At 35.8% G+C, this 19,418-nt stretch carries 15 protein-coding genes and 1 pseudogene; 14 read left to right on the top strand and 2 right to left on the bottom strand.

What is annotated here, in order from left to right:
• The first annotated feature begins 44 nt into the window (after positions 1–44).
• The 9 genes from IW15_RS13220 (at position 45) to IW15_RS13180 (ending at position 10,612) form a co-directional block, all read left to right on the top strand.
• A complete protein-coding gene (locus tag IW15_RS13220; RefSeq protein ID WP_034712045.1) occupies positions 45–815 on the top strand; it encodes a glycogen/starch synthase in 771 nt (256 codons plus the stop codon).
• A 14-nt stretch (positions 816–829) separates the two neighbouring features.
• Positions 830–2,419 carry a DUF4270 family protein gene (locus tag IW15_RS13215; RefSeq protein WP_034712043.1) on the top strand — a complete coding sequence of 530 codons (1,590 nt, stop codon included), beginning with the start codon at positions 830–832 and terminating at the stop codon, positions 2,417–2,419.
• An 18-nt stretch (positions 2,420–2,437) separates the two neighbouring features.
• Complete coding sequence (gene glmS, locus IW15_RS13210; protein WP_034712040.1) at positions 2,438–4,291, top strand: glutamine--fructose-6-phosphate transaminase (isomerizing); 1,854 nt, start codon at positions 2,438–2,440, stop codon at positions 4,289–4,291.
• Between the two features lie 108 nt (positions 4,292–4,399).
• Positions 4,400–5,821: a T9SS ring complex lipoprotein PorK/GldK gene (porK, locus tag IW15_RS13205; protein ID WP_034712038.1), complete on the top strand. Its 1,422-nt coding sequence runs from the start codon at positions 4,400–4,402 to the stop codon at positions 5,819–5,821.
• Positions 5,822–5,876: 55 nt separating this feature from the next.
• Positions 5,877–6,572 (top strand): type IX secretion system motor protein PorL/GldL, encoded by a 696-nt coding sequence (gene porL / locus IW15_RS13200; RefSeq protein WP_034712033.1) that lies wholly within the window; start codon positions 5,877–5,879, stop codon positions 6,570–6,572.
• Between the two features lie 52 nt (positions 6,573–6,624).
• Positions 6,625–8,217, top strand: a complete 1,593-nt coding sequence (gene porM, locus IW15_RS13195) for a type IX secretion system motor protein PorM/GldM (protein ID WP_034712031.1) — start codon at positions 6,625–6,627, stop codon at positions 8,215–8,217.
• Between the two features lie 21 nt (positions 8,218–8,238).
• Positions 8,239–9,177, top strand: a complete 939-nt coding sequence (gene porN / locus IW15_RS13190) for a type IX secretion system ring subunit PorN/GldN (RefSeq protein WP_034712027.1) — start codon at positions 8,239–8,241, stop codon at positions 9,175–9,177.
• Between the two features lie 54 nt (positions 9,178–9,231).
• Positions 9,232–10,266: an NAD(P)/FAD-dependent oxidoreductase gene (locus tag IW15_RS13185; RefSeq protein WP_034712024.1), complete on the top strand. Its 1,035-nt coding sequence runs from the start codon at positions 9,232–9,234 to the stop codon at positions 10,264–10,266.
• An 88-nt stretch (positions 10,267–10,354) separates the two neighbouring features.
• Entirely contained in the window at positions 10,355–10,612 is a 258-nt protein-coding gene (locus tag IW15_RS13180; protein ID WP_034712013.1) for a SemiSWEET transporter, read from the top strand.
• Positions 10,613–10,694: 82 nt separating this feature from the next.
• Here the strand turns inward: IW15_RS13180 and IW15_RS13175 are convergent, their stop codons facing one another.
• Together IW15_RS13175 and IW15_RS13170 are read right to left on the bottom strand one after the other, a co-directional pair.
• Entirely contained in the window at positions 10,695–11,135 is a 441-nt protein-coding gene (locus IW15_RS13175; RefSeq protein ID WP_034712010.1) for an META domain-containing protein, read from the bottom strand.
• Positions 11,136–11,167: 32 nt separating this feature from the next.
• Positions 11,168–11,557, bottom strand: a complete 390-nt coding sequence (locus tag IW15_RS13170) for a hypothetical protein (protein WP_034712008.1) — start codon at positions 11,555–11,557, stop codon at positions 11,168–11,170.
• A 681-nt stretch (positions 11,558–12,238) separates the two neighbouring features.
• Here IW15_RS13170 and IW15_RS13165 point away from each other — a divergent pair.
• From IW15_RS13165 to IW15_RS13145, 5 genes and pseudogenes are all read left to right on the top strand, one after another.
• Positions 12,239–12,631, top strand: a complete 393-nt coding sequence (locus IW15_RS13165; RefSeq protein ID WP_034712005.1) for a hypothetical protein — start codon at positions 12,239–12,241, stop codon at positions 12,629–12,631.
• A gap of 149 nt (positions 12,632–12,780) precedes the next feature.
• Positions 12,781–13,863 (top strand): efflux RND transporter periplasmic adaptor subunit, encoded by a 1,083-nt coding sequence (locus IW15_RS13160; RefSeq protein WP_034712003.1) that lies wholly within the window; start codon positions 12,781–12,783, stop codon positions 13,861–13,863.
• A gap of 7 nt (positions 13,864–13,870) precedes the next feature.
• Positions 13,871–17,059 carry an efflux RND transporter permease subunit gene (locus IW15_RS13155; protein WP_034712002.1) on the top strand — a complete coding sequence of 1,063 codons (3,189 nt, stop codon included), beginning with the start codon at positions 13,871–13,873 and terminating at the stop codon, positions 17,057–17,059.
• On the top strand, positions 17,031–18,488 hold the full coding sequence (locus IW15_RS13150; RefSeq protein ID WP_034712001.1) for a TolC family protein: 1,458 nt from the start codon (positions 17,031–17,033) through the stop codon (positions 18,486–18,488). Before IW15_RS13155 ends, IW15_RS13150 begins: the two co-directional genes overlap by 29 nt.
• A gap of 262 nt (positions 18,489–18,750) precedes the next feature.
• Positions 18,751–19,418 (top strand): annotated as a pseudogene (locus tag IW15_RS13145) (T9SS type A sorting domain-containing protein); the annotation flags it as partial.

Genomic DNA, 19,418 nt, shown 5'->3' with positions numbered 1-19,418 from the left:
TTTTGCACATTAAAGCGTTTTTACAAAAAATTAGAAAGAAATTTATGCCGAATCAAAAAATACTGTACATTACTACGGAGATGTATCCATACCAAGAAGACACAAATATGGCTGCAGTGGTAAACAAAATGGCACTTAAGATGCACAATGAAGGCAATGATGTTAGAGTTTTTATGCCAAGATTTGGACAAATTAGTGAGAGAAAATTCCAGCTTCATGAGGTAATCCGCCTTTCGGGAATGAATATTATTATCAATGATCTGGATCAACCTTTGATTATTAAGGTAGCGTCTCTTCCGGGGGAAAGACTTCAAGTCTACTTTATTGATAATGAAGAATACTTCAAAAGAAAGCAATATTATGTTGATGACGAAGGAAATCCTTTCGAAGACAATGATGAGAGAGCAATCTTCTTCGCAAGAGGAGTTATTGAAACTATCAAAAAATTAAACTGGGTTCCTGATGTTATCCATTTAAATGGATGGATGGCTTCTTTTGTTCCAATTTATCTTAAAACCTATTACGAATCCGATACCTATTTCAAAGATGCAAAAATTGTACTTTCTCTTTACAACGAGAAAGAAGCAGCTTTGGACAAGAAGATCGATGAAAAATTAAAATTCGATAATATTTCAGGATTAAAAGCGTTAGATAACCCAAGCATTAAAAGTTTTGTTATCGAAAGCATGAATTATGTAAATATGGTAGTGAAAGGTGATGAATTCCTGGATGAAGACCTGGATAAAGCTTTCAACGAAACATCTACTCCAAAGTCGGAGTATCTTGATCTAGACTCTATAAACCAACTATATTAAAAAACACATTTTTAATGACTCATAATGTTAAAAGAACTTTCGCCATGTTATTATTGGCGATTTTTGGAAGTGTATTGCTTTATAATTGCGAACCGGAACCGGATTCGCTGGGGGAACAGCTATTTGCCAATGAAGCTACAGAAGGTACTGTGACACCATATGACCTTATCGCTTATAATATTAATAATCATGATACTATCAGAAGTGATGCTTCTAAATTGATCAATTTATGGGGATCAACTTCATCTACTGCCGTTTTAGGAGCCTTTAACGAAAGTAATTTTGGAATGCAGAAAGCTTCTTATCTTACGCAGTTAAGACTATCAACCGATAATCCTGATTTTGGAACCAATGCAGTTGTGGATTCTGTGGTTTTAGTAATAAGACCTTCTGCTGCTCAATATGATGGTACAGCTTTAGGGGATATAACAGATAAGGCTGGCTTTCTTAATGGAGATAACACTATTCCCACTAAGGAAAGTATCAAGACGTATGCTGTTAATAAATATGGTAATATTGGGACTACAGGAGCACCCACTTTGTTTAATATAAACGTAAATGAAGTAACGACTTTCTTAGATGCTAACAATACCAATTTTACCCGTTCTAACGTAAGTGTAAGCACAGGTGCTTTATTGGGAACCCGTGTTTTTAATGGAAATGTTACGGCTATGACCATTTTAAAGACTTCTGATAACAGTACTGCATTTACGTCTAACTTAGGTTTCAGAATCCCGCTGGATAAGACCTTCTTCCAAAATAAAATCATCGCTAAAAAAGGACAGCCTGAACTTCAGGATGCGTCTAACTTTACAAGATATTTTAATGGAATAAGAATTTCTGTTGCAGAAAATGATGGATATTTGTTCCAGTTTTCTCCTAACGATATGGAGATGATCATGTACTACAAATCTGATGTTACGACTAATGGTGTAGTAACGAGACCACAGACCACATTTACCTTTAATCTGCAAGGAGCAAACGCCCATATCGGACAATATGAATACAACAGAACCGGATCAAGTTTATCTGATGCATTAGCTGTCAGTAGCGAGCAAAATGGTGATCCAAGACTTTATACACAGGCTATGGGAGGGCCTTCTATCGGAATAAAAATTAAGGATACTGACATCAATACGCTTAAAACATTATATCAAAATAATAAAGCAGCAATTATAGGAGCTAAAATCAGAATTTATACTGATAAAACCAACTGGGACAATGCTTATGCTAAGCCTACAAAGTTTACCCTTCTTCCGGTTGATAGTAAAGCTGCCACGGGTGAATTGATTTCATCCACGTTTACTCAGGATATGTTGTTAGGCTTTACTCCATACAAAATGTATGATTTGGATAAAAACCCGGCTTATTATGATTTTACAGTAACGAAAACGGTTAAAGATATTGTGGAAACCGGAGCAGAAAACAAAACACTGGTGATCAACCTTGGAGAGTTTTTAGCCCTTTCATCATCGTCAACAACACTGGCTGGATATAAATATACTTCCAGATCATTTGCAATGGATAGAGCAGTGTTCGTAGGAACAGAGGCTACCAATGCTAATAGAATTCAATTATTAGTTACTTACGGAACAAAAAAATAAAAAAACACTAGAAAAAATATGTGCGGAATAGTAGGATATACAGGTTTCCAAGACGCGTATGATATAGTAATCAACGGTCTTAGAAGATTAGAATATAGAGGATATGACAGTGCAGGTATTGTACTGGAAGATTCTGACAACAAATTTGAAATTGAAAAAACAAAAGGGAAAGTACAGGACTTAGTCAATATTTCTCAACAGTTAAAAGGAAAAGCAAAAATGGGAATGGGACATACCCGTTGGGCTACCCATGGAGTTCCTAGTGATAGAAACTCTCACCCTCATTTATCCAATAATGGTAAAGTGGCAATTATCCACAATGGTATTATAGAAAACTATGATACCATTAAAAAAATGCTTACCGAAAAAGGATTTACTTTTAAATCAGAAACAGATACAGAAGTATTGGTTAATCTTATCCAGTATTTTATGGATCTGAATTCACAGACCGATTTCCCGACTGCAGTAAGATATGCACTTAATGAAGTATACGGAGCTTATGCAGTGACTATAATGCACGAGGATTATCCTGGTGTATTGGTTGTGGGTAGATTAGGATCTCCTTTGGCCATCGGAATTGGTGATAAAGAATACTTTATTGCTTCAGATGCCTCTCCTTTTGTTGAATTTACAAAAGAAGCGATCTATTTGGAAGAAGGTCATATGGCCACGATTTCATTAGAGGGAGGTGTAGATATTAGAACAATCAATGAGAATTCTAAAATTGAGCCGGAAATTCAGCAGCTTAAAATGAACCTTGAGCAAATTGAAAAAGGCGGATATGAGCACTTTATGCTTAAAGAAATTTTCGAGCAGCCGAAATCTGTCCATGATACTATGAGAGGAAGACTTCTTGTTGATGAAGGAATCATCAAGATGGCAGGAATCTGGGATCATGTTGAAAAATTCAAAAATGCAAACAGAATCATCATTATTGCGTGTGGAACTTCATGGCATGCAGGACTGATTGGTGAATATCTTATTGAAGAATATGCAAGAATTCCTGTAGAAGTAGAATATGCTTCAGAATTCAGATACAGAAATCCAATTATTACAGATAAAGATGTCGTTATCGCAATTTCTCAGTCAGGAGAAACAGCAGATACCATGGCTGCATTAAAGTTAGCAAAAGAAAAAGGTGCATTTATATATGGTATATGTAATGTAGTAGATTCTTCCATTGCAAGGATTACAGATGCGGGTTCTTACACTCACGCCGGTCCGGAGATTGGAGTAGCTTCTACAAAAGCATTTACAGCACAGCTTACCATTCTTAGCTTAATTGCACTGAAACTTGGAAAGCACAATGGAAATCTTGGGAATGCTGAATTTATGAGTCTAATTGCTGAATTGAATGCACTCCCTAAAAAGATAGAAGAAGTATTAAGTACAACCCATGAGCTGACTCAAAGTATTGCAAAAGACTTTGTGAATGCTACAAATTTCCTTTATTTGGGAAGAGGATACAACTATCCTGCAGCGCTGGAAGGAGCTTTAAAACTAAAAGAAATCTCTTATATTCATGCGGAAGGATATCCTGCAGCAGAAATGAAACATGGTCCGATTGCTTTAATTGATGAAAACATGCCTATCGTTATCATTGCTCCTAAAAAAGGACATTATGATAAAATTGTGAGCAATGTTCAGGAAATTAAAGCCAGAAGAGGTAAAATTATCGCTGTCGTAAATAAAGGCGATCAGCAGGTAAGTGAAATGGCAGATTATGTTATTGAAATTCCAGAGACTTCAGAATGTTTCTCTCCAATCATTGCATCAGTACCTTTACAACTCTTAGCATATTATATTGCTGTATATAGAGGTGCGAATGTGGATCAGCCGAGAAACCTTGCGAAATCTGTAACTGTGGAATAAAAAGTATTTGTAAATAAAATAAATTTAGATTTCTTTCGTTATTTCAAAAAAAATCTTAAAAGTTTCTTAAAAAAATTATATATTTACGGCTTAATTATAAAAATTAACATGAAAAGGATATTTCTTTTATTATTGTCTGCGTCGGTAGCGTCGGTATCTTGTTCAGGTGGTGGTAGCTCTTCTGTAGGGAAACCTGGAACAAAAGGAGAATTGATACCAAGAGAGAAAACGAAATCATTTGTTGCGGAAAGACCATACGGTATGGTGGCCATTCCTGCAGGTTCCTTTGTTGCTGGTTTAGCAGACCAGGATCCAACAAATAGCCCTGAAAAAGCAGCATTAAAAACGGTTACCGTTTCCTCTTTCTTCATGGATGAAGCTGAAACTACAAATGCAGAATACAGGGTATTTATTAATTACGTAAGAGACTCAATTGCGAGAACTTTACTTGCTGAAGCTGCTGGAGAAGGCGGTGATGAAGGCGGTCGTAAAGGGGCAAGCATAGGAGATTATGCATACCTTGCAAAGAAAGAAGAAAATTTAACACCCTATCAAGAATATTTAGAAGGCCAGGGAGGCAGAGAAGAAGGTGGATTTGATGCCACTAAAAAATTAGACTGGAAAATTCCTTTACATTGGAGTACCTCTAAATATCCGGATGTGGAATATGCGGAAGTATTAGAATCAATGTATTTGCCAGCTTCTTCTAGAATGGGTAACGAAAGAATTCTAGATGTTAGTAAATTAAAATACAACTATCAGTGGGGAGATATGGATGCTGCAATTGCTGATAACGAAAGAGGTGCTAACTACCTTAAGAGTAAAAGTATTGCGATCTACCCGGATACTACAGTTTGGGTAAAAGATTTCCACTTCGCTTATAATGAGCCATTGTTCGAACAATATTTCTGGCATAAAGCTTATAAAAATTATCCGGTAGTTGGGGTAACATGGGATCAGGCTAGAGCATACTGTAATTTTAGATCTAAACTGAAAACTGATTACAACGAAAGTTTAAAAAGAAAAAAACAAAGACCATTGCTATTCCGTCTTCCGACAGAAGTTGAATGGGAATATGCTGCAAAAGGCGGTATGCAAAATGCTACTTACCCTTGGGGAGGTCCATATTTAATGGATGACAGAGGATGCTATCTGGCAAACTTCAAACCGAAGCGTGGTAACTATATGGAAGACGACAAGAAAGGTACTTATACATATACAGCTCCAGTAAAGAAATTTAAGAAGAATGGTTTTGGGTTATTTGATATGGCTGGAAATGTTTCTGAATGGACAGTGTCTGCTTATAACAATTCTTCATACGGATTCTCTTCTACTTTAAATCCTTCTACAAAAAATACAACAGATACTAAAAAATCTGTGAGAGGAGGTTCTTGGAAAGATGTAGGCTATATGCTTATGACTGGTGCAAGAGATTGGGAAAGAAAAGATTCGGCTAGAAGTTATATTGGATTTAGAACAGTACAGGATATTCCTGAAGCTGCAGTAAAACCAAAAAGAGTTAGCAGATAATAAATCAGACAATTATTTTCAATAACATTTATAACACTAAAAAAAACTAACTTATATGTTTAAGACTAAAGATGCTTGGATGAACTTCTTTTATTCATTCGGTGCTGCAATTGTAATTCTTGGAGCTTGGCTTAAAATTACTCACATTACTCTGGGACCAATTAATGGTAATATGGCTCTTACAGTAGGACTTATTACAGAAGCAATCATTTTTATCATTTTTGCTTTTGACCCTCCGAAATCTGAAGAGTCTTATGCTTGGGAAAATGTATATCCTGAATTATTAGATAAACATGCAAACCCTAACCCAATACATTCAAATATATCTTCTAAAAATGGAGCAGCCGCTCAATTTGCGGAATTAGAAAATTCTCTTTCTACAAAATTGGACAAGATGCTTGCTGATGCAAAATTAGATGTTCAATTATTTGATAGACTAAGAACAGGTATTGATAAATTTTCAAACTCTGTAGACCAGATCAATCAAACGGTAGATGTTTCTGCTTCTACTCATAAGTATAATGACCAACTTAACAAAGCTGCTCAACACATGGAAAGCATGAATGCTTTATATGCAATGCAGTTGGAGAGTGGTAAAAGACAATCTGAATTTGCTAACAAATACGTTGCAGATATGCAGAAATCTGCTGAACATTCAGAGAAATTTAATCAAGAATTACAAGGTTTAACATCTAACTTAAATAATCTAAACAGAGTTTATGGCGGTATGTTGACTGCTATGAAGTCGTAATTTCCAAACCATTTTAATATTTAATTTTTAATCCAAAACAAAAAGAAAAAGAATGGCACAAGGAAAACAGACTCCACGTCAGAAGATGATCAACCTTATGTATTTGGTGTTCATCGCTATGATGGCCCTCAACATTGATGCTGAAATCATCCGATCTTATTACGATTCCACTAAAGCACTTCATGAAACAAGAACTTTAACAGAGAAAAAGAATGAGAAAATTTTTGAAAAAACCCTTGAATTAAAAGCACAGCAAGTACCTGATACATATGCACAGCCTTGGGAGCAATATAAAGTGCTGAAAGTGAAAATTGATGCTTTAGTAGATGCGTCTCAGAAAATAAAAGACGAGTTAAAAAAGCAGTCAGAATTTCATGACATAGATCCTGTAACCAAGAAAGAAATTGATGTAAGTGAAAACTTTGCAGCTCTTAACAATAACGAAGCAACAATGGCTTACTTCTTTAAAGAGGGAGATGAAAATACACTTACTAAAGGAGCTACAGACTTAAAAGCTAAGATTGATGATGTAAGAAATTATATCGTTGCTACTTTTGGTAATAATGCTCAATTAAAAGATTTGGTGGAAAGAGCTAATAAATCTCTAATTGCGGAATATCCAAAAGGAAAATCTCCAAATGATAAGACTTGGTTCCAAAACAAATTCTACCATCAGCCACTTATTGCGGCGATCTCTAATTTAGAGATTATCCAAAATGATGCCAGAAACGTACAATCTGATGCTTTAGCACTATTATTACAGGAAAAAGTAGATGCGAGTATTAAATTCTCAAAATATGAGCCTATCGTTTCAGGACCAATTGATATTCAAGCAGGTAAGCAGGCAGAAGTAAAAGTAATGTTAGGTACTTATTCTAATAGTAATAAAATTAGTATTACAGGTGTTGGCAGAGTTGTGGATGGACAAGGAATTAGTTCAATTACAGGATCAGGTATTGGCGAGCATAAATTAGGAGGCACGATTACATTAACAGATGCTTCAGGTACACCTCAGAGTTTCCCTTGGACACATACCTATAATGTAATTGCAGGACCAAGAGAAGTAAAACTTGAAAAAGGATTATTACTATCTGCTGATAAGATGAATGTAATGTATAGAGGTCTTGAAAACCCGGTATCCGGATCGATACTTGGTGCTGATAACTCTAAACTTTCATTATCTGCTCCAGGTGCTACTGTAAGAGGTACAGGTCCAGGAAAATGGATTGTTAAACCTTCTACAGGAAATACAGTGAAGCTTACATTATCTGGAATAGATCCTTACGGAAAATCTGTTTCTCAGGTATTTGAATACAGAATTAAGAATGTACCGCCACCACAAGGGCAGATGAGAGGTCAGAATGTATTGTCTATGCCGGCAAGTTCTATTCCTAACCAGTCTGTTCAGGCAGCAATTCCTGACTTTGACTTCCCGGTTTCATTTACTGTAACTCAGTTTATGGTTAGAGTTCCAGGTAAAGCAGCATTATTAATCCACGGAAGCTCATTAGATGATGCGGCAGGATTAGTGAGAAACTTAAGAACAGGTGATGTAGTATCAATCTTTGATATTAAAGCAACTGCTCAAGGCTTAGACGGACAAGTAATTAAAAATATTACTCCTATATTAATTAACGTTCAATAGGACTAAAATTGTAAATTTATTATGAAAAAATATATTAGCAGCCTTTTAGTATTAGTTTCGGGATTTGCTTTTTCTCAAACTATTCTGAACGCTTCTTCTCCAGAAGAATTTAGGCAGATGAGAGCTGAAAACAAGCAAAAAGTTGGAGATACTATCGTTGATAAAACAGTAAAACCTTTGGAATATGGTTTTGTGGATGATAAAGATATTTTAAAAAGTATGTTTGTTTGGGAGATCATTGATATGAACGATAAGATTAATCAGCCGTTCTATTATGATAATCCGGATGGCCTTCTTTCAACACCTACAAGATCATTATACCAGTTATTATTAGATGCTGCATTAAGCGGGAAAATAGAGCAGGTATACAATGACGAGAATTTTGTAGACAGACTTTCTGCTGAAGGTATTCAGAAAAGATTAGAGAAAGTAGTTATTAATGATGCTGCCATCGATATTCTTAACTCAGGAAGACAATTAACTGATCAGGAGAAAAAACAATATACTGACGTTTATAAGACTACTACTGAAAAAGTAAAAGTTCTTAAAATAATGGGTATGTGGTTCATCGATAAGAGAGACGGACAAATGAAGTACAGACCTCTTGGTATCGCAGCAATGGGTCCTGACCCAGCGGTGCAGGGAGTTATCGGTCCAGACGGAAAACCTATTGCAAGCAATGACGAACTGATTGATCTGTTCTGGGTATATTATCCAAGTGCAAGAGATATCTTAGCAAATAATTACGTTTTCAACAGAAAGAACTCTTCTGCAGATCTATCTTTTGATGATATTATTAATGCAAGAAGATTTTCTTCTATCATTTATAAATCTTCCGCAGGTTTAGGTGATGGTAACATTAAGGACTATATTCCTAAGAATGCCGAAGAGCAGTTGGAAGAAAGCGACAGAATTAAGTCGCAGATCCTTGACATGGAAAATGAAATGTGGAATTACTAAATTTCACTTGATATTTATACAAAACCTGAGTACTTTTACTCAGGTTTTTTTATTATGAAAAATATAGAATATATAATCGTAGGAGACGGATATGCAGGGCTTTTCTTCGCTCATCAGCTGATTAAAAACAATAAATCCTTTGTCATATTCTCAGAAGGTAGGAAAAGTGCATCGCAGGTTTCAGCAGGAATTATCAATCCTGTTGTGCTCAAAAAGTTTACGACATTCTGGAAAGCTCAGGAACAGATTGATTTCCTGACACAGACATTGGAGGAAATCAAGTCGTATACAGGAAAGAATTATTGGATTGGCAGTTCAATTCATAGAATTTTTCATGATGAAAACGAACAGAACCTTTGGATGAAGAAATCCGGAAATGAAGACCTTTCAGGTTTTTTAAGCCAAAATTTCGAGCACATAGATGGGGTAAAAAATGATTTTGACACAGGAAAGGTTATTCAGTCAGCAAGACTAGATGTTAGTGGGTTTTTCAATGGTCTTTTCGATTATTTTGAAAAAAATGAGCTATTTGTAAAAGAAAAATTTGATTATACTCAACTTGATGTAAAGGTATCTTCTTATAAAGACCTCACTTTTAAAAATATTATTTTTTGCGAAGGTATTGGTGTTAAAGAAAATCCATATTTTTCTGTAATTCCTATTAATCCCAATAAAGGGCATCATATAAAAGTTAAACTGTCCCGGGAAATTCCTAAGGATATCACTATTAAAAAGAAACATTTTTTATTTCCTGTTAATGATGGGCTTCATTTTTACGGAGGAACCTATGACAGAGAGCAACTGCACCATCATATTGATGATTCTGCTGTAGTACAACTTGTGAAAGGATTATCAGAACTTTATCCTCATGATTTTGAAGTAAAAGAAGTAAACTTTGGATTTCGTCCTACGGTAAAAGATAGAAGACCCATCATCGGAAATCACCCTGATTACAAAAACCTGTATGTTTTCAATGGCCTGGGAGCAAGAGGAATTTTAAATGGATGTTACTTTTCTAAAAGTTTATATGACTGCATTGAAGAGAATATTCCTTTACATGCAGAAGTAGATATAAATAGATTCAAATAGATAATATTTTTTGATCTTTTGTCTGAACGAGTGAAATATATTCGATAATCAGATGAAAATGTATATCTTCAAGAGAGAATTTTAAGCTATGAACGAAAATATTTTAGGTATTGTAGCAGGCGTACTTACTTCTGTTTCTATGATTCCTCAGCTTGTAAAAGTCATTAAAGAAAAAAATGTGGAAGATATCTCATGGATCATGATTCTGGTACTTATTTCCGGGCTTTCATTGTGGGTATGGTATGGCTTTTTGAAAAATGAATTGCCTATTATTCTTTCTAATGCCTTTGCTGTATTAGTGAATATAGGTCTTTTTGTTTGCTATTTGCTTTTTAGAAAATCCTGACCAGTCAACATTTAATTAAAATAAAAAAGAGACTTTACATGGTGTAAAGCCTCTTTTTATATAATGCTAATAGAATGTAAGATTATTGAAGAACAAATTTTGCCAAAGGGGCCATTCTTGCTTTGTTCAGCGTCAGTATATTCCCATTCACAGAATAGTTATCTGCGGTAAGTAAAGCTTTTGTGAATTGATTCTCAATATCAAGATCTTCACAAGCCATCATGGTAGAAATTCCCTGATTGAATTTTATTCTCATAATATCAGGTTTTATTTCAAAAGTACCGCCCAAACCATTGCATCCTGCATTTCCTTCATACCTCATGTCAGCCATATTCAGTTTGAAATGAGGATTATTTTTTTGGTTTTTTAGCGCAATAGGCTGTCCGTTAAGCTCTGTAAGTTTCCATGTTTTTCCGGTAATATCTTTATTTGTTTGGGAAGGCAGCGCATTCGTTTTGCTTTCACAAGAAATAAGAAATACCGTTAAAAATAATACCGTGATATAATGATACCAGTTTTTCATAATTTTTATTTTAAATATAGATTATCTTATAACTAATACGATGCCATCTTTGTGGGAGGCTGTACTTTTTTATCATGTTTTAGATGGAAAAGAACCATATCAACATCTTTTTTCAGAAAAGTAATATTTCCCTTGATATTAGAATAAAGATATTCAGTGTTGGTAGCGGTGTACTCTGGCAAATCATTATTCTTTTTAAGATCATAAGTTTTGCCGTTCAGATGAATAGTAACAGTATTTTTTGTTTCATTAACAGTAACTTCCATTTTTTCGCCATAAGTATCTACAAAGATATTCTTGACAGATTCATCAGGAGTTTCTGGGGCTACAGCAACGATTTCAGCTTCTTTTCCGGGATGTTTACACGCTGTTGCAGAAATGACTATCAATCCCATAAGAATCGATTGTAATAATTTTTTCATAATAATAGGTGATTTTAATGTGTTTCATGAAATGGTAATATTAATAACACATAAATTTACAAATATTTTTATTAAATATATGTTAATTTTATATAAATTAATCAAATTTTATTACCTGTAATGCTTTTAAAGCCTTTATGCAAAGCATTTTTCATGAAATATAAAAATGTAAATAACCATAGACAGACCTAGATTTCGAGGGAGATTTGCTGCGTATGGGTAGGGAATGGTTTACTGTAAATAAATAATAGACTTTTTTTCATTTGTTGTTTATTTTTGGCAAAAGTACTCTAAAATTGATGAAATAAAAATAGATGAATATCAATGATTTAAAATCTTAATATAGGTTTTGTTGATCAATGTAAATTTTTCATGGATTAAATTATATTCTAAAATAAAATTTTAAAATATAGATTATTTCGATTATTGATAACAAAAAAGGATTATCGTTTCAACTCTTTTGTAATGCGTTTGAATTTATCTCAATAAAAAGAATCGTATAATGTCAAATGTGTTTTAAATTAACTGATAATGAATAATATATGGTGTTTTTTATAATGTTGTAATTATTATTTTGCTCTTTAAAAAAAGGAGATTTATTCAGCTTATTTAAAGGAGAGTTAAATTTTGTTAATCTATTATGAAGGTATAGGATTCAAGGCGTACCTTTGCTCCTTCAAAATGAGAAACTGTATAGTATATTTTTTAACGAGTCTTTTTCTGCTTTTTATAGTAGAAAGTAAGATTAATGTTAAAACACTTCAAAATGATTATTCCGGTCATGCTTCTCATCATATGCCGAAAAGGGCAAACCGATTAAATCAAACCTACGAAAAGTTTTCTGTACAGCAGATGGCAGATGATGCAGGAATTAGTTATTCTCTGGAACTTCCGGAAGATGATTTTCAGTTATCAGACACGGTGCAGGCTATGGTTGCCTTTGCCAGTGTGTTCAGCTTGGTTTATATTTTTGGATTACGGTCTTTTAAACGCAGAAAACCCGACATTCATGGTTTTCTTTCGCGATTTTCTACAATAAAAAAGTTCATTCTGATACGTTCTATTAGAATTTAAACTCTTCTTTTCCGATGTATTTTCTACTTCCAAAACTGAGTAGGAAATACCCTGTGTTGTATATGCCGGTAATCATTACAATATTTCATATTCTCTATTACCAATTTTCAATTAAAACATTAACGATTTATATAAACTCTAGAATTATGATGAAAAGAGTTGCTTCAAGCATTATGCTTAGCACCCTTTTGCTCGTTGTTGGCTGCAACGGCAAAAAAGAAGAAAAACAGGAAGATACAGTATATCCTGTTACCAATCCTTTGAAAAAAGATACTGTAATTAATAAGGAATTTGTAGCGCAGATCCGTTCTGTGAGGAACATTGAAATCCGTGCACAGGAAAAAGGATTTCTTGAAAAAATTTATGTGGATGAAGGTCAGTACGTTCATGCAGGCCAGACCCTGTTCCGGATTATGCCTCAGTTATATCAGGCAGAACTACTGAAAGCGAAAGCAGAAGTAGAGCAGGCATCTATTGAATTGAGAAATGCAAGCACCCTAGCAAACAATAACATTGTTTCTAAAAATGAAAAAGCAATGGCAAAAGCAAAACTGGATGCTGCCAATGCAGAAATGAAGCTGGCTCAGATCCACCTTTCGTTTACGGATATTAAAGCCCCATTTTCAGGAGTGATCAACAGGATTCCTTTAAAATTAGGAAGTTTGGTAGATGAGGGAGATCTTTTAACTTCTTTATCAGACAATACGGATGTGTACAGTTACTTTAACGTTTCTGAACCGGAATACCTAAGCTATCAAACCCACGCTGCAGACCGTGGAAGCAATCAGGTATCTTTAATCATGGCTAACGGTGATATGCTTCCTCAAAAAGGGGAGATCCAGACCATCGAAGGTGAATTTGATAATGAAACAGGAAATATTGCATTCAGAGCGAAGTTTCCAAACCCGGATAAACTGTTAAGAAACGGTGAAACTGGAAAAGTACAAATGACACTGCCGCTTCATAACGCTTTGATTATCCCTCAGAAAGCAACCTATGAGATTCAGGATCAGAAATACGTGTTTATCATTGACAAAAACGGAAAAGCAAAATCCAGAAATATAAAAGTTGCCTATGAACTTCCAGACCTTTATGTAGTAGCTTCAGGTCTTTCAGAGGGAGATAACATCTTATTGGAAGGGGTTCAGAAAGTAAAAGACGACCAAAAAGTGAAGACAAAATTCCAGAATCCTGCGAAAGTTCTTCAATCATTGAAATTAAAAGCAGAGTAGTAGCAGTATGTTTAAGAAATTCATTCGCAGACCTGTTCTGTCAATCGTAATCTCATTGATTATCGTATTTATGGGGGTACTTTCACTGGTAAAGCTTCCGGTGACCCAGTTTCCCTCCATTTCTCCTCCTAAAGTAAATATCACCGCAGAATATCCGGGAGCCAACAACGAATTGTTGATTAAATCCGTAGTTATTCCTTTGGAAAGGGGTCTTAACGGGGTGCCGGGTATGAAGTATATGACTTCCGATGCCGGAAACGACGGGGAAGCTTCTATCCAGGTTGTATTTGACCTGGGAACGGATCCTAACGTTGCAGCAGTTAACGTTCAGAACCGTGTTTCCTCTGTAGTTAATAAACTTCCGCCGTTGGTAGTACGTGAAGGGGTGAAGATTACAAGAGAAGAGCCTAACATGTTGATGTATATCAACTTATACAGTGATGATCCGAAAGCTGACCAGAAATTCCTTTTCAACTATGCAGATATTAACGTAATGTCTGAATTGAAAAGGGTAAGCGGTGTTGGTTTTGCCGATATCCTGGGAACCCGTGAGTATGCAATGCGTATTTGGCTGAAACCTGACCGTTTAACAGCTTACAATATTTCAGCAGATGAAGTAATGGAAGCTCTAAACCAACAGAGTTTGGAAGCATCTCCTGGGAAAACCGGAGAAAGTTCTGGTAAACGCTCACAGTCTTTTGAATATATTTTAAAATACTCGGGACGTTATAATAATGAAAAAGATTATGGAAATATTATCTTAAAAGCAAAAACCGGTGGTGAGTTTGTAAGATTAAAAGATGTTGCCGATATAGAATTCGGAAGTTCAATGTATGATATTTATTCTACATTGAATGGAAAGCCTTCTGCAGCAATTACGATCAAACAGTCTTATGGATCGAATGCGAGCGATGTTATCAAAAATGTAAAAGCTTTGATGACTGATCTTCAGAAAAATAATTTCCCGAAAGGAATGCATTACGACATTAGTTATGACGTTTCAAGATTCCTGGATGCCTCTATCGAAAAAGTAGTACATACTTTATTTGAGGCCTTTGTTTTGGTGGCGATTGTTGTATTCCTGTTCTTAGGAGACTGGCGTTCGACTTTGATTCCGGCATTAGCTGTTCCGGTTTCATTAGTAGGAACCTTTGCGATTATGTCTGCCTTTGGAATTACTCTGAATATGATCTCATTGTTTGCTTTAGTAATGGCTATTGGGGTCGTCGTCGATGATGCAATTGTTGTAATTGAAGCGGTCCACGCTAAAATGGAAGAAAAAAACCTGTCGCCGTTAAAAGCTACAGAAGAAGCGATGCATGAGATCAGTGGTGCAATTATCGCAATTACATTGGTAATGGCAGCGGTATTCATTCCGGTGGCATTTATGTCAGGTCCGGTAGGTGTTTTCTATCGTCAGTTCTCTATTACAATGGCATCTTCTATTATTCTTTCAGGAATTGTTGCTTTAACGCTAACTCCTGCTTTATGTGCCTTAATATTGAAAAATAATCATGGTAAGCATAAAAAGAAAACTCCTATCACTTTATTCTTGGAGAAATTCAATAATCTGTTTACAAAAGGAGCTGGAAGATATGAGAAATTATTAAATAAGACCGTTACTAAAAAAATTATAACACTTCCGTTATTACTGGTTTTCTGTGCGGCTACTTATTTTATCAGCAATAAATTGCCTTCAGGATTTATTCCAAGTGAAGATCAGGGAATGATCTATGCTATTATTCAGACGCCTCCGGGATCAACGTTGGAAAGAACCAATCAGATTGCATTACAATTACAAAAAGCTTCAGAAGGTATTGATGGAGTACAGTCTGTTTCTTCATTAGCGGGGTATGAAATCTTAACGGAAGGAACGGGCTCTAACTCGGGAACCTGCTTGATCAACCTTAAAGATTGGGCTGACCGTAAAGAATCAGCCGCTGAAATTATTGAGAAACTTGAAGCTAAAGCCAAAGAAATTCCAGGTGCTAATATAGAATTCTTCCAGCCTCCTTCCATTCCAGGGTATGGTGCAGCAGGTGGTTTCGAACTCCGTTTGCTTGATAAAGCAGGAAGTGGAGATTATCAGAAAATGGAGAAGGTAAGTAATGATTTTGTAAAAGAACTTCAGAAACGTCCGGAATTGGGTTCTGCATTTACTTTTTATTCTGCGAGCTTTCCTCAGTATATGCTTAAAATAGATAATGATCTGGCAGAACAGAAAGGAGTAAGCATTGAAACGGCGATGGACAATCTGTCAACATTGATAGGTTCTAATTATGAAACGAGTTTTATCCGTTTTGATAGACCCTATAAGGTAATTGTTCAGGCCGGACCACAATATCGTGCGCTGCCAAGTGATTTATTGAAGCTATATGTGAAAAATAATAAAGACCAGATGGTACCTTATTCTGATTTCATGAAACTGGAAAAAGTATATGGGTTATCAGAGATCACGAGACATAATATGTATAATTCTTCTGAAGTAAGTGGTACGCCTGCTCCGGGTTATAGTAGTGGACAGGCAATTCAGGCAATTCAGGAAGTAGCAGATAAAACACTTCCAAGAGGTTTTGGGATAGACTGGGCTGGTATTTCTAAAGATGAAGTAAGCCGTGGAAATGAAGCCGTATTTATCTTCTTGGTATGTCTAGGATTTGTGTATTTGATCCTTTCTGCACAGTATGAAAGTTTCATTCTTCCGCTTCCGGTAATTTTATCACTTCCAACGGGGATTTTTGGAGCATTTTTATGTCTTTCACTTCTTGGATTAGAGAATAACATCTATGCTCAGGTGGCCATGGTAATGCTTATTGGTCTTTTGGGTAAAAATGCTGTATTGATTGTAGAGTTTGCCGTTCAGAGAAAGGCAGAAGGAGTACCGATTGCAAAAGCTGCGATTGAAGGTGCTGCCATCCGTTTCAGACCAATCTTAATGACCTCTTTCGCTTTTATTGCGGGACTTATTCCTTTAGTAATGGCTACCGGCCCTGGTGCCACAGGAAATAGAACTATCGGGACAGCTGCTGCAGGTGGTATGTTGATAGGAACTATTTTCGGACTGATGATTATTCCAGGATTGTACTATATTTTTGGAACGATTGCAGACAAATCAAGGCTGGCCAAATATGAAGAAGAAAATCCTTTAACAGAACAAACTGAACCTTATGAACATGATGGAAAATTCGAAGACTAAAAGTATCATTACAGCCATTGCTTTATCACTTGTTCTTGCAAGTTGTAAAGCTCCGATGGCGACCGTTATAAAAGATGAGGTTAAAGAAAATATACCTCAGAATTTTAATCAGCAGGAGCAACAGGATGCTAATAATAATAGCGGAACGACTCCATGGAGACAGTTCTTTACAGATCCAAATCTCGTTAGTCTGATTGAAACTGCACTGAAAAATAATCAGGAACTGCTGATTACCCTTCAGGAAATTGAAATTGCAAAAAGCAGTGTCCTTTACAAAAAAGGGAAGCTAAGTCCTACTGTTGCTGCAAAACTGGGAGCCGGAGTGAGTAAAGCCGGCCGCTACACCAGTGAAGGGGCTGGGGATGCTACAACAGATATAGAAGCTGGAAAAGAAATGCCTGATCCGCTTGGAAACTTTGAAGGAGGATTAATGGCCAACTGGGAAATAGATATCTGGAAAAAGCTCAGAACTGAGAAAGAATCTGCAGTTGCCCATTATCTTTCTACAGTAGAAGGGAAAAACTTTGTTCTTTCCAATCTTATTGAGGAAGTTGCTGATAATTATTATGAACTATTAGCACTTGATAATCAGTTGGATATTATTCAACAGTATATCAAACTTCAGGAAAGAGCACTGGAGATTTCTAAAATCCAAAAGCAGGCTGCAGCGGCTACAGAGCTGGCTGTGAAAAAGTTTGAGGCTGAACTGGCAAAATCAAAAGCTTCAGAATATACCATTCGTCAGGAGATCACAGAAAAGGAAAACGAGATCAATGCATTGTTGGGAAGATATCCACAGCAGATTGTGAGAACAAAGGAAAGCTTTATGTCAACGATTCCTCAAACCGTTTACACAGGTATTCCTTCACAGTTATTATCCAACCGTCCTGATATTAAACAGGCAGAATTGGAATTGAAATCTTCAAAACTGGATGTAGAAGCAGCTAGAAAAGAGTTTTATCCTTCACTGGAAATCTCTGCAACATTAGGATTGGAAGCTTTTAAACCTTCCTATTTGGTAAAGCTGCCTGAGTCGATAGCGTATAATTTAGCAGGAGAACTGGCTGGACCGCTGATCAATAAAAGCGCGATTAAAGCCAATTTTCAAACCGCTGATGCTAAGCAGATTCAGTCCCTGTATGAATATGATAAAACGATATTAAATGCCTATCTTGATGTGGCTAACTTAATGTCGAAGGTTAAAAATATTGACCAGTACTATCAGTTAAAATCTCAGGAAACAAAAGCGTTGGACGAATCTATTGATATTGCCAATCAGCTATTCCGCAATTCCAGAGCAGATTATCTGGAAGTTTTACTGAACCAGAGAGATGCATTAGATGCAAAAATGGAACTGGTTGAAGCAAAACAAAAGCAGTTAAGCACCGTTGTAGACATCTATAAAAGTCTGGGTGGCGGCTGGAAATAAGAAATCATAATTCAGCCAATATAAACATTATGTTTTGGGGTTAATTCTTTTTAGAATTAACCCTTTTTTTGTTTTAATACGACGGGTTTTGACGTGGTGGAGAAATAGATTTGTAATAAAAGTAAATACCAAGAAAGAAAAGACACCATGTGATAAGATTCATATTAAATCTTTTTAACGTGAATTTAATAATTGCTAAAAAATGTTAAATTTGCAGAATTATAATAATAAAAACGACTATTAACTTTAAAACACATAATAGATGAGGAAACTCTACACGAGTGTACTTTCGATGTGCACTGTTTTGGGCATACAGGCCCAGGAAGTATTGTGGCAAAAAGATATTAAGTCCTCAACACAGGATTTCTTAAGTCAGGTAACCACCACCATCGATCAGCAATACCTTATTACAGGAAGTTCGATACAATCTAAAAAACTTTCTACCGACAATACCCAAAACAACGGTTACGATTTCCATTTAGTCAAACTGAACCAGCAGGGTGACCAGGTCTGGGAAAAATATTTTTCAGGAAATAATCACGACTTTTTATCTGCTTCCGTAGCAACCCAGGAGGGCGGCTTTCTTCTGGCCGGAACTTCGTATTCAGGAAAAGGGTTGGATAAAAAAGATGATTCCAAAGGTGGTTCTGACATCTGGCTGATCCGTATCAATGAATTCGGAGATGAGCTTTGGCAAAAAACTTTGGGAACTTCTTCCGATGAAGAAGCAAGATCTGTGATTCAAACCACGGATTTAGGTTTTTTTGTGGCCGGAAATGTACAAAACTCAGCCAGAGGATATGGTTCCAAAGATGTTCTGATTATAAAACTCGATAAAAACGGAAAAGAACTCTCCCAAGTGATTCTGGGCGGAAAAGGTCTTGATGAAGTAGAGAAAATGATTCCGACAAAAGACGGCGGAGCATTGCT

This window comes from Chryseobacterium soli (genome assembly GCF_000737705.1).
Lineage (GTDB): Bacteria > Bacteroidota > Bacteroidia > Flavobacteriales > Weeksellaceae > Chryseobacterium > Chryseobacterium soli.
Note: the sequence above shows the minus strand (reverse complement) of the source record. Positions and strands in the feature narration are given on the sequence as shown.